This is a genomic window from Roseateles sp. P5_E8 (assembly GCF_054177665.1).
Map to the genome: position 1 here is coordinate 13,940 of NZ_JBGCUM010000001.1, position 13,595 is coordinate 27,534.

Genomic DNA, 13,595 nt, shown 5'->3' on the forward strand with positions numbered 1-13,595 from the left:
ACCCGGACTTCAACGCGGCTTCAACGTGACTTCTACTTTTTCAAGCAGCGTGCGGTTGCCGGCCGAAGCGGTGCCGGTGAACTGCACACCGAAGCCGCCCACGGTGCTGGTCACACGGGGCAGCGTCGCGCTGAAGTGAAGCTCGTGGGGCAGCCCGTAGCCGGCCTGCGTGCTGGTTTGCGGAGACCGGGTCGTCACGTCGGCCGACAGCACCTTGCCCACCAGCCGGAACACGAGCTTGGCGCCGGGCATGAACACCGAGCTTTCGACGTAGGCGCCCGGCAGGACCACCGCGGTGCCGTTGACGTATTCCAGCATCGAGACCCGCACCGAGTTGCCCGAAGACGGGATAGGCTGCCCGCCATTCAGCGGGTCACTCGACAGGCGCTGGAACCGCAACGCGTAGCCGGTCCGCGTGGCCGGATCCCACTTGATGTAGACCTCCAGGTATTGGTCTGTCGCGCTGCCGAAGCCCTGGCCGGCGACCTTCTCGGGCGTCAGCTCCAGCGCGAGCGCCATGTCTGAAAACACCCCCTGCGGCTGGTAGAGCAGGCGCGCGCCCTGGGTGGCGGTCGCCAACCCCGGCACAACCACGGCGCCGTCCCGGTCACCGACGACATGGGCCCAGGGCGCCGCCGTGGACGGCACCCAGGCCGGCACCACGTCGCCGGGCTTGATGGTGTCGGCGTACCAAACATCGGGCTGGTTGAGCGCGTGGCCCGCCCAGCTGATGTTGGCGAAGTCGGTGGCGATGACGTGGGGGCGCGGCACGTCGGCGGCAGTGACGGCGCGCGGGCTGGCCACCTCGATGGCGCTGGACGCCGCCGCGCTGAACTCATAGCGCGGCAGGACGACGGCCGTCAGGTAGTGGCCGACATCGCCGGCCGACAAGGCGTAGTTCCGGTACGGCACATTTCGCATCGTCACGGCCACCTGCACCGCCTTCTGCCCCGGCGCGCTGCCGCGGTACCAGGTGACGGTGGACGCGTCGGTGAACGCCGGGTGGTCGTAGGCGAGTTCCAGCCTGGCCAGGCCCGGACTCAGCGCGATGGCCGGCGTGCCCATGACCACGGGCGGGTTGACCGCGGCGGGCTGCACATGCAGCGTCACCTGCGCCACCAGGCCGTTGGGCGCCGTGGCCTTGACGACCGTGTCGATGATGCGGCCCGTCGCGTTCAGCTTCGCCCGCAAATGCAGCTTGCCGTCGCCGCTGTTGGGCAGCAGCGTGAACAGCGACTTGTCGTGATCGAAGCGGATCGCGTCGAAGGCGAACGCATTCGCCGGTGTGAAGGTCGGCGTGATGGCGACCTCGTTGGCCGGGTCGTTCGACTGCAGGCTGCTCGCGCCGGCAGCCATCGTCATCTTGAACGCACTGTCATGCCGGGCCTGCTGGCTCGAGGGGTCCCAGCCGTCGCTGCCCTTGAGCAGGTTGTGCACGTTGTAGGCCTCGCCGACCTTGAAAATCTTCAAGGCCTCGGCGCTCAGCGCCTGCGTGACCTGCGGGTGCCGCGGATCGAAGACGACGGGCGTGCCGTCGGCGTAGCGGTTGTTGTGGACGTAGTGCTTCACGTCGGGGCGCTGGATGTTCTCCCAACGGATTTCCTCCTTCGGGCCCTTGAAGACGTTGTCGATCAGCGCCCAGCTGCCGCCGCTCTTGGAGAACCAGAAGACGGGGCTGTCGTTCAGGAAGTTGAAGGTCGAGTTCAGGAACACCGCCATCGTCGACGAGCCGCCCCAGGACGGGTGGCTGCCGTGGAAGTCGAACGTGCAGTTCTCGAACACGTTCAGCGTGCCGCCGGCAATGGCGTCGTCGGTCAGCTGGAAATACGAATCCTTGAAGTAGGCGCGCACGGGGCCGACGGCGATCAGGTTCAGGAAGCTGACGAAGCGCACGTTCTCGAAGTGGAGGCGGTCCAGCGGGCCGCCAGCGGACGTGATCGTCTGCGCCTGCACGCGCGCGTCGCCGCGGCGGCGCAGGTTTTGCGACGGGTCGCGCGGGAAGACGAGATCGACCGATGCGTAGTTGCCAAAGCTCAGGTGGTAGGCCGAGAAACGGGTGCCGATGCCGATGACGTTCCAGTTGCCGTTGGAGCCCACGGAATGGCCGCGATTGCCGGCGATGCGCACGTCGTCGGCGTTGGACGTGAGGCCCTTGAAGGTCAGGCCCGATTGCGTGAACGAGATGCCGACGAGGCCCGGGTGCGCGGGCGTGTTGGCGTTGTTGGGGTCCTTGTAGTCGTCCGTCCAGTAGACGCCCGGCGTGAAGTTCACGGTCGTGTCGTTGGCAATGTTCGCGGCCTTCAACTCCTGCAGCGTCCTGAAGGTGAAGGCGTTGCGCCGGGCCTCGTCGAGGTAGGCATCGACGACGACGTTGCCCGCCGACAGCGGCACAAACTTGGGCCTCAGCGTGACGCCGGCCTTGACCTTGTCGCGCTTGAAGTCCCACATATAGCCCTCGCCCGCGTCGGCCAGGAACCAGCCGACGAAGTAGTTAGCGGGGCCGCGATCGGGCCTGGCGGGAGCCTGCAGCAAGGCCTGATCGGCAACCCTCACCTGGGTGAGCCGGCCGTCGATGTCGAAGCTCACCAGGTGCTGCGCAGCCGGCGCGGTCGTGACCGGCCCGCTGCCGCAGGCCGCCAGCAGGGTCAGCCAGGCGAGAAGCACTCGGGCGAGGATGCTCACGCTGAGCCGGCGGACGGTCTCGGGGTGCTGGGTCATGTGCGTCTCCACGGCGTTGAATGCCGTGCGGCCGGGACTGTAGTTCTTCGCCATGCGACTGCGCCGCGGTTAGGCTCGCGGCCGGAGGATTCCATGCGCCTGATTCCATTCGCCGGCCTGCTGGCCGCATTGCCGCTGCTGACGGCCCTGGCCCAGCCCGCCATCCCGCCCGGCGCGGCCATCGACGACGAAGCCAGGCGGCTGATGGCCGCGACGCAGGCGCGCGGCATGGCCGTCGCCGTCGTCAACGGCGGTCAGGTCGTGCACGTGGCGGCCTACGGCAGCCGCAACGCCGCCGGCGAGCCCCTGCTGACCGACACCATCATGTACGGCGCCTCGCTGACCAAGGCGGTGTTCGGCTACTTCGTCATGCAGTTGGTGGACGAAGGCAAGCTCGACCTCGACCGGCCGCTGGCCGCCTACCTCGACCGGCCGCTGCCGGAGTACTCCAACGTGTTGACGCCCTACTCCTGGCGGCACCTGGCGGGCGACAACCGCTGGCGCCAACTGACGGCTCGCATGCTGCTGACGCACAGCAGCGGCTTTGCCAACTTCGCCTTCCTGGAGCCCGACCGCCGGCTGCGCATGCACTTCGACCCCGGCACGCGCTACGCCTACTCGGGCGAGGGGCTGATCCTGTTGCAGTTCGTGCTGGAGCGCGGCCTCAAGCTGGACGTGGGCGCGGAGATGCAGCGCCGCGTGTTCGCGCCGCTGGACATGGACCGCACCGGCATGTTGTGGCGCGCCGACTTCCGCCCCAACCTGGCCGATGGCTGGACGCTTGAGGGCAAGGCGGTGCCGCATGACGAACGCAGCAAGGTGCGCGTGGCGGGCTCGATGGACACCACCATCGCCGACATGGCCACGATGGCCGCGGCTTACATCAACGGCCTGGGCCTGTCGCCCGCCGGCGCCGCTGCGCTGACGTCGCCGCACCTGCCGATCACGACGGCCACGCAGTTCCCGACGCTGCAGCCCGAACTCCCGCCGGCGCAGCGCCGCCCCGACCTCGCCGCCGGCCTCGGCGTCATCGCCTTCAACGGGCCGCAGGGGCCGGGCTTCTACAAGGGCGGGCACGACGACATCACCGGCAACACCTGGGTCTGCGTGAAGACGGGCAAGCGCTGCGTCGTCATCCTCGGCAACGACGTGCGCGCCGAAGCCGGTTTCCCGCGCCTCGTCGAGTTCATCCTCGGCGAAACGGGGGCGCCGTGGCGTTGGGAGTATGGGGAGATGGCGTTCGTGCGCTGATCACGCGGCCGCGCGCGGCCCGAACATGATGACGGCCATGCCCGCCAGGCACAGCGCCACGCCTATCCAGTCCGTCATCGTCGGCTTGACCTTGTCCACCACCGTCAGCCAGACGATGGCCACGCCGATGTAGACGCCGCCATAGGCCGCGTAGACCCGCCCGGCCGCCGTGGGGTGCAGGGACAGCAGCCACGCGAACAAGGCCAGGCTGGCCGCGCCCGGCAGCAGCAGCCAGACCGAGCCGCCCTGTTTGAGCCATAGCGAGGGCAGATAGCAGCCGACGATCTCGGCCACGGCGGTGACGACGAACAGGGCGAAGGTCTTGAGCAAGTCCATGCGCGCATTTTGGTCTCGGGGCTTGACCCTCAAGTGGCTTGAGGTCCTACCGTGTCGGACATGGGCGATGCGCCCCGCGACCTGGAGAACTGCAATGACGTCTTGGAAAACTTTGATGGGGCTGATGGGTCTGGGCCTGGCCTGCGCTGCCTGCTGCTCGTTGCCACTGCTGGGCGGCGGCGGCGCCCTGCTGGCGGGCGGCTCGGCGCTGCTGGCCGGCGTGAACGAAGCCTACGCCGCTGCGGCAGTGCTGCTTGCGCTGGCGGTCGTCTCCGGCGGCTTGGCCTGGCGTCGGCGCCGTGCGGCCAGGCGGCGCCCGGCCTGCACTGGCACATGTCAGATCGACTGCTCTTAGCATTGCGGCATGACTGACTTGAAGCTCTCCATCGGCGCCGCCGCCAGGCGCGCGGGCTGCAGCGTGCCCACGGTCCGCTACTACGAAGGCATAGGCCTGATGCCGCTCGCCGTGCGCAGCGATGCCGGCCAGCGCAGCTACGGCGAGGCGGACCTGAAGCGCCTGAATTTCATCCGCCGCTGCCGCGACTTCGGCTTCTCGGTGGAGCAGGTGCGCGAGCTGGTCGGCCTGGTCGATCAGCCCGCACGGCCTTGCTCGGAGGCGCGCGACATCGCCGCCGTACACCTCGCCGCAGTGCGCCGCAAGCGCCAGGAACTGGCGGCGTTGGAAGTCAGTCTGGCGGCCTTTGTCAGCGACTGCGACGCGGCCTGTGCCGGCGGCGCGGTGGTGGACTGCAGCATCCTTGACGAACTTGCGCAGCGCTCACCCGAAACAGCCGCCGCACCGTCGCGCTGCTGCGGTTGAAGCCTCAGCGCCCCGCCGCCGTCACCAGCGCCAGCGCCTCGGCCGCGTTGACCGGCCCCTCGCCAGGCACTTCGACGACGATCAGATAGCCCGCCAGGTCGGCCCGCGTGCCGGCAGCGGCGTAGGTCTGGGCGAGCATGAGGTGGCGGCTGGCCAGCAGGCGGCCGGTGGCCGGGTCCCAGCTCTCGCTGGAGATCATGCAGCCCTGCTGCGGCGTGCCGGGGAAGTAGGACGTGCCGGCGTAGTAGGCCGGGTTGATGGTCGTGCCGTGCAACAGTAACTCATCCCGCCCGGCGCGGCCGGCCAGCCAGGCTTCCTTCAGCGGCGACACGCCACGCCAGCTCTCGGGCAGGAAGCTGTCGTAGACGGCCTCGCTCCAGAACGACTTGTCGGAGGTGTCGACGTGCTCGAACTCGGCCACCGTCGCCTCGACGGGCAGCTTGCTGTGCAGATAGGGCGTGGGCCCGATGTTGGGGTTAGTGGCCGTGCCGGCGCCCACCAGGGTGAACAGGCCCTGCGGCGTGTTGCCGTTGGTGATGGTGCCGGGCAGGCCGGTGCGCGCCAATGCGAGCTGCGGCGAGGTGAAGGGCTGCCCGGTGGCGTCGCGCACGAAGCGGCCATCGGCGGCGCGCACCAGCACCAGGCCCATCTGCTGGCGGCCGGGGCGCTGCAGGCTGTAGAGCACCGGGAAGCCCGGGCGCAGCGGCGCGGCCAGCAGTTCGGGCAGCGGCGGCGGCACGGCGGCCGAGGGGCTCAGCCTGCGCATCAGCGCGGTCAGGCGCGGGTCGTCGGCCCAGGCCGGGAACTGCTGCGGCACCAGCGCGCGCAGGCGGTCGGTAGCGGCGCCATCGGCCAGCAGCAGCGTGTAGGCGGCAATGGCAAAGGGCTTGCTGGCAGTGAGCTGGGGCAACAGCGGCCAGATCAGCGGTGCGACGTCAGTGGCGTACAGCGTGTGCGCGGCGGTCAGCAACGCGCGCTGGAACTCGGGGTCTTGCTGGCCCAGCGTAGGCAGCGTATCGAGCAAGAGTGGGCGGGCGGCGGGGATCTCGGCGTTGTACTGGGCGACGAGGTCGAACAGCTTCGGCAACGCCGCATCGCGCTCGGGGCCAGGAGGCAGCGCGATGCGGGCGCGGATGTCGGCCAGCGCGGCCTCGCGCAGAGCGCGTTCGCCGTCGGTCGACATGCCCGGCCAGGCAAAGTCGGCTGGCTGCAAGGCCAGCAACTCGGCGGCGGTGTAGCGCTTCTCGGCGGGTTTCTGTTGGGGTTGCAGCGGCGCGCAGGCCACGAGGGCCAGCGTCAACAAGGCGAGCGTCAACCGGGATGTCAGGCGAAGTTTCATGGCGGCGATGATGGCCCCTGTCGAAATCAGGGCGCCTGCTTCGTCGTAGTGTCAGGCATCCCTCTCAGCCCCATCTCAAGGAGACGACCCGATGAAACACCTGCCGTTGATCGCCCTGCTCGCCACCACGCTCGCGCAAGCCGCGCCAGTCACCTACGACATCGACCCGACGCACACCTATCCCAGCTTCGAGGCCGACCACATGGGCCTGTCCGTCTGGCGCGGCAAGCTGAACAAGAGCAGCGGCAGCATCGTCTACGACAAGGCCAACGGCAGCGGCAGCGTGGACGTGCAGATGGACCTGGCCAGCATCGACTTCGGCCTGGACGCGCTGAACGCCTGGGCGCGCGGCAAGGATTTCTTCAATGTCGAGAAGAACCCCAGCGCCGCGTTCAAGGGCCGTTTCGAAGGCAGTCTTCCCGCTAAATTGGTCGGCGAGCTGACGCTGAACGGCCGCACCAAGCCCGTCACGCTGGTCATCAATCAGCTCAAGTGCATCCCTCACCCGCTGCACAAGCGCGAGCTGTGCGGCGCGGATGCGTCGGGCAGCTTCAACCGCGACGACTTCGGCCTCGGCGCTGGCAAGGACTGGGGCTTCAAGATGGAGGTGCAGCTGCGCATCCAGGTCGAGGCCATCGCGAAAGAGTAAGGCCGGAAACAAAAGACCGGCCACGAAGGGCCGGTTCTTCGCTGGGCGCATGAGGCGTTACTTCACACCCATCTCGTCTAGCAGGCGCGTGGTCTTGTCGACCGTGCTCATCTGCCACAGCATGTAGCGCGAATCGAGGGAGATGCTGCGGACCATCTTGGGGTTGAAGTCCCAGTCGGAGATGACGGCGTCCAGCGTGCCGTCGAACAGCAGGCCAACGAGCTCGGCCTTCTTGTTCAGCACCGGGCTGCCCGAGTTGCCGCCCGTGGTGTCCAGCGTGGACAGGAAGTTCACCGGCACCGAGTTCAGCGACTTGACGCGATAGTCGCCAAAGTTGCGCGCCTTGATGGCGGCCAGTTGCTCAGCCGGCGCGTTGAACTCGCCACCGGCTTCGTCCGGGCCCTTGTGCTTGGCGACGATGCCGTCCACCGTCGTGAACGGCGTCCAGTTGCTGCCGTCGGCGCCGGGCGTGCGGCCCTGCACCTTGCCGAAGCTGATGCGCAGCGTGTTGTTGGCATCGGGGTAGACGGCTTCGCCACGGCTCGCGTTGTAGTCGATCAGCGCCTGCTGCACGCCGGCGTAGGCCTTCTGCAGCTTGCCGGCGAGTTCCTTGTCGCGGTTCTCCAGGCGGCGGTCGTCGTCGTACAGCGCCACGGCGGCGCGGATGAAGGCGTCGTCGCTGGCCTTGAAGGCCGCCACGTCCTTGTCCAGCCAGGTCATGCGGAAGGCGGTGTCGGCGAGCTTGCTGCCGGCGTAGACCTTCTCCAGCGCGGCATGCACGCCGGCTTCGTCCTGACCGGCCTTCAGGCCAAGCACGTTCACCCACACCGGGTTCAGCGTGTTGGCGGGCTGGGCGAGGTACTGCGCCAGGAAGTGGGCAGCCACGCGCTTGTCGGTCTGCTCGTCGTAGCGGCGGTCCAGCGACTGCTGGCTGGCGCGCACGCGCGGCAGGTCGCGGTCCTGATAGCCGGTCTTGCGCTCGGCGTCCGGCTTGGTGCGCTCCTGGGCGACGAGGTAGAGCTGGCGCGCAGAGGTCAGCAGCGCCGGCGTCATGAAGTTGCCCAGGTACTCGACGCGCTGAATGGCCTGGCGCTCGGCCAGCAGGCTCTCGGTGGCGGCCACGTCGGCGCCGTAGCGCGCCTTGCGCTCGGGTGACGCGTTGACCCAGGCCTTGAGCTTGCCGAAATCGGCCTGCTTGCGGGCCAGGATGTCGCTGCCGTCGTAGCTCTGCTGCTGGCCTTCCAGGTTCTTGTAGTAGTTCTGCAGGCCCTGCATGCGCGACGCCATCTTGATTTCACCGTCACGGCGGCCGGCGGTCTCGGCCTTGATGAGGGCGATGGCTTCGCCCATGGCCTTGGCCAGCGCCGGCTGCTGCCAGCCGAAAGCGAAGTCGACCTCGGTGGGCAGGCGGTGGCGGTTGGTGTGGCCCGGGTAACCGGCCACCATGACGAAGTCGCCGTCGTTCAGTGGGCTGGTCTTGGGCGAGGCGACCTGCAGGTGATGCTTGGGCGCGTAGGGCTTGTTGTCCTTGCTGAACTCGGCCGGCTTGCCGTCCGGGCCTACGTAGGCACGGTAGAAGCTGTAGTCGCCGGTGTGGCGCGGCCACATCCAGTTGTCGGCATCGCCGCCGAACAGGCCCACGCCCGTGGCGGGCGCATGCACCAGTCGCACGTCGCGGATCTCGAGTTGCTTGATGAGCTGGTACTGCAGGCCATCGAAGAAGGGGTAGACGTTGCAGCGGTGGCCGGCATCGGCCTCGCAGGCGGCGACGAGCTTCTTGCTGGTCTCCTCGATGGCATCGGTGCGCGCCTTGCCGGTCAGGGCCACAGTCCTGGCGTTCAGCACGTCGGCCGTCACGTCCTTCATGTCGACGGTGACAAGGATGCGGCTGCCGGGCGCGGCGGGCAGCTCATCGGCCAGCGTCGTCGCGTAGAAGCCCGTCTTCAGCAGGTCGCGGTCGGGCTTGGAGTTGTACTGGATGCTGCCGTAGGCGCAGTGGTGGTTGGTGACCGCCAGGCCCTGGGCCGACACGAAGCTGGCCGTGCAATTGCCCAGCGAAACGACGGCGCCCATCGGGAAGGCGGTCAGGTCGTTGAGCTTGGCCGGATCCAGCGCCAGGCCGCCGGCCTTCAAGGCCTTGGCGATCTGCGGCAGCTGCTTGGGCATCCACATGCCTTCGTCGGCATGGGCGGTGGTAGCAGCCAGGGCGGCGGCGGCCAGTAGCGAGAGGGAGAAGCGGGTCATGAGGCGGTCGGCTGAAAAGCGAAACCGCGAGGTTACCCCGCGAGGCTCAGAACCACCGGGTGAGGAAAGACAGGCTTCGCCTCCGGGAAAGCCCGAGGTTCAGCTCAATGGGCTAGACCAATCCACTCGCCGGCCGCTTGATAGGCCTCGAACAGCTCGAGCGCCAGTTCGCGCAGGCCCGGGTGGTCGCTGGCGTGGCCGTCCGCCAGGCGCTCGTAGGCGTAGTGGCGGTCGTAGAGCATGCGGGTGGGGTTGATGGCCAGGCCGGCGTCGTTCATCAGCTGGCCGAAGCGCAGCAGATCGCCGGTCTTGACCGGGCCGCTGGTCGCGCCCGACACCGTCAGGCCCAGGGCACGGATGTCGCCCAGGTGCACGCCCTGCGCGATCTTGAGGCCGCTCCATGCATGGCCCGGATCGCCCAAGCCGCGGGGTTCATCGGCGGGGACGGGGATCAGGTGCAGGGGGATGAGCATGTGGGCCTCGGCGGACTTCTGGTGTGAAGCCATGGTGCCGGGGCCTCGGCAAAGCGAAGGCCGGATAAAGCCCGAAATGACCTGGCTAACTGCCGCTGATGCCGCTCAAGTTCCGTTGAACTGCAAATCGAGATCGCCGTGGGCGTAGATGATGACGCCCGTATCTGTCTCGGTGACGCGGTGGCCCGTACCCGCCGGGGCGAGCTGGTAGTCGCCCGCCTGCAGCAGCAGGTCGTCCAGGAAGATCTCGCCCTGCACCGTCATGCATTCCTCGTCATGCCCGTGGCCGTGGCCGGGCACCTTGGCGCCGGGGTCGGCGCGGTAGAGCAGCGCCGCCTCGCCGCCGGCCGTCCACAGCACGCGGCGGGCGATGCCGGGCGCGAACTCGGGCCAGCCGGCCTCGCGGTCACGCACCAGCGTGCGTTCGGCGCCCTGCCCTTCGGCCTCGCGCACAAAGACATGGGCGCCATCCGCACTGGCCAGCACCGTTGCGCTGCCGGCGGGCAGCAGCAGGAAGTCGCGCAGGTCCAACAGCTCGCCGTCGACCTCGACACTGCCACGCAGCACAAGGAACTCGCGCAGGCCGCTGGCCGGCAGCGACAGGCGGGCGCCGGCCTGCAGTTCGATGACGCTGGCCGCACGCGGCTCGCCCGGGCGCGGGGCACGGTCGGCGGGTGCGCGATAGAGCCAGCGCTGCTGCACGCCGTCAGCCAGGGCTTGCGCCTCGGCCTTGCGGCGGCGCACGGTCACCATGCCCTGCTCGGCCTTCAGGGACTGGGCCAAGCGTTCGCCCAGGCGCTCGCCGAGCCGGCCGGGCAGGCCAGGCACGGGAGCATCCCAGGCGCGGGCGAAGGGTTCGCTGAGCAGGGGGCTCAGGTCGTCGTCGTTGGAATTCGTCTTGGTGGACATGGTGGTCATCGCGTCACCTCAGGCCGGCAGCGCGTGCGCGCCAGTGTCACCGAGCGTCTCGCGCAGCGTGATCAGCGCGCGGCGGATCTGGGATTTGACCGTGCCGAGCGGCAGATGCGTCTGGCTGGCGATCTCCTCGTGCGACAGGCCGTTGAAGAAGGCCAGCGCCACGAGCTGGCGCGGCTGGGGCTTGAGCAGCAGCAGCGCGCGATGCAGCTCGGCATGGCCCTGGGCCACGGCCAGCAGTTCATCGCCCGACTCGGTGGCCGGGGCAGCAACCGGCGAAGCCTCCTCGTCCAGCTCTTCATGCTGGAAGCGGGCCTCGCGGCGGATGGCATCGATGGCGCGCGAACGGGCCATGCCCAGCAGCCAGGTCAGCGGCCGGCCGCGTGCGGCGTCAAAGCGCGGCGCCTGGCGCCAGACCTGGAAATAGACCTCCTCCGCCACCTCCTCGGCGAGCTGCGAGCGCCGCACCAGGCGCAGCACCAGGCCGTAGACGCGCGACAGCGTGGCTTCGTACAGGCCCAGCAGAGCGCGCTCGTCGTGGTCGACGATGCCGGCGATCCAGGCTTCCAGTTGGCTGTCGTCCGGCGCCGGGCAGCCGGGCATGCGGGCGGCCGCCTGAACTTCCGGGCAGGCCTCGACCGCGTCGCCGTCTTGCGGTTCAGCGTCGTCGAACAACAACGCCACCTCGGGCGGAGAGTCGTCGGGCTCTATCGGGTGTGGAAGGGCCATGTCAAACCTCAAACCAGCAGTTGATCCGCATGCGGCTCGGCGCCGCGCAGGAAGATGGTGGCACCGGTGTCGGTGGTGATGCTGGCATGCAGCGTGCCCGCCCGCGCCAGGTGATAGCCGCCAGCGGCCACCTCCACGCGGCTGCCCACCTTGAGCACACCGTCCAGCACCACACATTCCTCGTCCACCTCATGGCGGTGCGCCTCCAGGCGGGCGCCGGGCGAGAAACGCAGCAGATAGCTCAGAATGCCCTCGTTCTCATGCAGCACCTTGATCTGCACGCCGTCCACGAAGGGCCGCCAGCCCGCCGCGCCCGGGGGCACGGTCAGGTGGCGGTTCTCGGTGTCGGCCACGCGCTCCAGCAGGCGGCGGCGGATGGCGCGGGCCTGGATGGGGGTGGCGGAGGACGAGGTCATGAGTGGTGTACGCAGCGGACTTGAATCCGGATGCAGCGTACTCCTTCACTGTGGCTAGCATCCACGCCACGACGCCGGTCGTATTCCTTTCACATGACCCAGATCGCTTACTTCGACCTCGTCAGCCATTGGCGCCTGGATGCGCCGGTATCGCATGTCTGGCGGGCCATCACTGAAACCGAGCACTGGCCCCGCTGGTGGCCGGGCGTGGTGGGCGTGCAGAAACTGCGCAGCGGCGACGGTACGGGCGTGGGGCTGCTGCAGGAAATCACCTTCCGCACCGGCCTGGGCTACCGGCTGCACCTGCAGCTGGAAGTGACCGAGGTGCTGAAGGAAGACCGCCTGCGCGCCAAGGCGGCCGGCACACTGGCGGGCGAAGGCATCTGGCTGATGAAGCAGGCCGCCGCCGAGGCGGGCGGGCACACCGACGTGACGTTTGTGTGGCGCGTCACCCTGCCGCCGGGCATCCTGCGCTGGACGGCGCCGCTGCTGGGGCCGCTGTTTCGCTGGAATCACAAGCGGGTGATGCGGGCGGGGCGGATGGGGTTGATTCAGTATCTGGCGTTGATGGTTGGCTGAGCTGGTTGGTGGCATGCTTCGCGGCGTTCAGACAGCCGCATTTGGAGCCACGCCCATGAAGATCAACGGAGCCTGCCACTGCGGCGCCATCGCGTTCACGGCCGAGATCGACACGTCACGCGTCGTGGTCTGCCACTGCACGGACTGCCAGGTGATGTCCGGCGCGCCTTTCAGGGCGATCATTCCTGTGCCCATCGAGAACTTCTCGCTGCTCAAGGGCACACCCAAGAGCTACATCAAGGTCGCGCAGAGCGGCAACCGGCGAGCGCAGGTGTTTTGCGCAGACTGCGGCACGGCGCTGTGGGGCACATCAGCCGAGAACCCCACGGCGCTGGGGATCCGGCTGGGCTGCGTCGAGCAGCGCGCCCAGCTCAAGCCGGGTCGCCAGGTCTGGCAGCACTCCGAGCAGCCGTGGGTGGACGAACTGCGTGACGTGCCAGGGTCGCCTCAGCAGTAGTCGGCTCAGGCTTTGGGCAATGTGACCCCGACCTGCCCCTGGTACTTGCCCTTGCGGTCCTTGTAGCTGACCTCGCAGACCTCGTCGCTCTCGAAGAACAGCACCTGGGCGCAGCCCTCGCCCGCGTAGATCTTGGCCGGCAGCGGCGTGGTGTTGCTGAACTCCAGCGTCACATAGCCTTCCCACTCGGGCTCGAAGGGCGTGACGTTGACGATGATGCCGCAGCGGGCATAGGTGCTCTTGCCCAGGCAGACGGTGAGCACGTTGCGCGGGATGCGGAAGTACTCCATCGTGCGCGCCAGCGCGAAGCTGTTGGGCGGGATGATGCAGACGTCCTTGTTGATGTCGACGAAGCTGTTCTCGTCGAAGTTCTTTGGGTCCACCACCGTGCTGTGGATGTTGGTGAAGACCTTGAACTCGGGCGCGCAGCGGATGTCGTAGCCATAGCTGCTGGTGCCGTAGCTGACGATCTTGCGGCCGTCCTGCTCGCGCACCTGGCCGGGCTCGAAGGGCTCGATCATGCCGTGCTCCGCGCACATGCGGCGGATCCATTTGTCGCTCTTGATACTCATATTGATCCTCTTAGAAATCCGTAGTGCATTCCCAAGCGGCTGCCATGGAACCGGCTTTGCCGGGCCATCGGCTGCGCCCCTTGAGGGGACCGGCGAA

Annotated in this window: 15 protein-coding genes; 6 read left to right on the forward strand and 9 right to left on the reverse strand. The window is 68.3% G+C overall.

Going from position 1 to position 13,595, the window contains the following annotated elements; translation table 11 throughout:
- Nucleotides 1-9 precede the first annotated feature (9 nt).
- A complete protein-coding gene (locus ACXRVZ_RS00100; protein WP_457421664.1) occupies nucleotides 10-2,772 on the reverse strand; it encodes a hypothetical protein in 2,763 nt (920 codons plus the stop codon).
- 39 nt (nucleotides 2,773-2,811) lie between these two features.
- Between ACXRVZ_RS00100 and ACXRVZ_RS00105 the strand changes: the two genes are divergently transcribed.
- A complete protein-coding gene (locus ACXRVZ_RS00105) occupies nucleotides 2,812-3,969 on the forward strand; it encodes a serine hydrolase domain-containing protein (RefSeq protein WP_457421662.1) in 1,158 nt (385 codons plus the stop codon).
- On the opposite strand, the gene ACXRVZ_RS00110 is transcribed toward ACXRVZ_RS00105, so the two are convergent.
- Nucleotides 3,970-4,305, reverse strand: coding sequence for a YnfA family protein (locus ACXRVZ_RS00110; protein WP_457421660.1), 336 nt, complete (start codon nucleotides 4,303-4,305; stop codon nucleotides 3,970-3,972). It abuts the gene before it with no gap.
- A 94-nt stretch (nucleotides 4,306-4,399) separates the two neighbouring features.
- Between ACXRVZ_RS00110 and ACXRVZ_RS00115 the strand changes: the two genes are divergently transcribed.
- Both ACXRVZ_RS00115 and ACXRVZ_RS00120 read left to right on the forward strand, forming a co-directional pair.
- Nucleotides 4,400-4,660: a hypothetical protein gene (locus tag ACXRVZ_RS00115; RefSeq protein WP_457421658.1), complete on the forward strand. Its 261-nt coding sequence runs from the start codon at nucleotides 4,400-4,402 to the stop codon at nucleotides 4,658-4,660.
- A 9-nt stretch (nucleotides 4,661-4,669) separates the two neighbouring features.
- Entirely contained in the window at nucleotides 4,670-5,125 is a 456-nt protein-coding gene (locus tag ACXRVZ_RS00120; RefSeq protein ID WP_457421656.1) for a MerR family transcriptional regulator, read from the forward strand.
- Nucleotides 5,126-5,129: 4 nt separating this feature from the next.
- Here the strand turns inward: ACXRVZ_RS00120 and ACXRVZ_RS00125 are convergent, their stop codons facing one another.
- On the reverse strand, nucleotides 5,130-6,464 hold the full coding sequence (locus ACXRVZ_RS00125) for a hypothetical protein (protein ID WP_457421654.1): 1,335 nt from the start codon (nucleotides 6,462-6,464) through the stop codon (nucleotides 5,130-5,132).
- A 91-nt stretch (nucleotides 6,465-6,555) separates the two neighbouring features.
- On the opposite strand from ACXRVZ_RS00125, the gene ACXRVZ_RS00130 reads away from it, so the two are divergent.
- On the forward strand, nucleotides 6,556-7,113 hold the full coding sequence (locus tag ACXRVZ_RS00130) for a YceI family protein (protein WP_457421652.1): 558 nt from the start codon (nucleotides 6,556-6,558) through the stop codon (nucleotides 7,111-7,113).
- 57 nt (nucleotides 7,114-7,170) lie between these two features.
- On the opposite strand, the gene ACXRVZ_RS00135 is transcribed toward ACXRVZ_RS00130, so the two are convergent.
- From ACXRVZ_RS00135 to ACXRVZ_RS00155, 5 genes are all read right to left on the reverse strand, one after another.
- On the reverse strand, nucleotides 7,171-9,357 hold the full coding sequence (locus tag ACXRVZ_RS00135; protein ID WP_457421650.1) for a S46 family peptidase: 2,187 nt from the start codon (nucleotides 9,355-9,357) through the stop codon (nucleotides 7,171-7,173).
- 104 nt (nucleotides 9,358-9,461) lie between these two features.
- Entirely contained in the window at nucleotides 9,462-9,863 is a 402-nt protein-coding gene (locus ACXRVZ_RS00140) for a hypothetical protein (RefSeq protein ID WP_457421648.1), read from the reverse strand.
- Between the two features lie 72 nt (nucleotides 9,864-9,935).
- Nucleotides 9,936-10,748 carry a cupin domain-containing protein gene (locus tag ACXRVZ_RS00145; RefSeq protein ID WP_457421646.1) on the reverse strand — a complete coding sequence of 271 codons (813 nt, stop codon included), beginning with the start codon at nucleotides 10,746-10,748 and terminating at the stop codon, nucleotides 9,936-9,938.
- Nucleotides 10,749-10,757: 9 nt separating this feature from the next.
- The gene (locus ACXRVZ_RS00150; protein ID WP_457421644.1) at nucleotides 10,758-11,474 is read right to left on the reverse strand and encodes a sigma-70 family RNA polymerase sigma factor; all 717 of its coding nucleotides are present in this window, start codon (nucleotides 11,472-11,474) and stop codon (nucleotides 10,758-10,760) included.
- A gap of 8 nt (nucleotides 11,475-11,482) precedes the next feature.
- Nucleotides 11,483-11,890, reverse strand: coding sequence for a cupin domain-containing protein (locus ACXRVZ_RS00155; protein WP_457421642.1), 408 nt, complete (start codon nucleotides 11,888-11,890; stop codon nucleotides 11,483-11,485).
- Nucleotides 11,891-11,983: 93 nt separating this feature from the next.
- Here ACXRVZ_RS00155 and ACXRVZ_RS00160 point away from each other — a divergent pair, with 93 nt between their 5' ends.
- A complete protein-coding gene (locus ACXRVZ_RS00160; protein WP_457421640.1) occupies nucleotides 11,984-12,469 on the forward strand; it encodes an SRPBCC family protein in 486 nt (161 codons plus the stop codon).
- 55 nt (nucleotides 12,470-12,524) lie between these two features.
- Complete coding sequence (locus ACXRVZ_RS00165) at nucleotides 12,525-12,926, forward strand: GFA family protein (RefSeq protein WP_457421638.1); 402 nt, start codon at nucleotides 12,525-12,527, stop codon at nucleotides 12,924-12,926.
- A gap of 5 nt (nucleotides 12,927-12,931) precedes the next feature.
- Here the strand turns inward: ACXRVZ_RS00165 and dcd are convergent, their stop codons facing one another.
- Complete coding sequence (dcd, locus tag ACXRVZ_RS00170; protein WP_457421636.1) at nucleotides 12,932-13,498, reverse strand: dCTP deaminase; 567 nt, start codon at nucleotides 13,496-13,498, stop codon at nucleotides 12,932-12,934.
- Nucleotides 13,499-13,595: the final 97 nt, after the last annotated feature.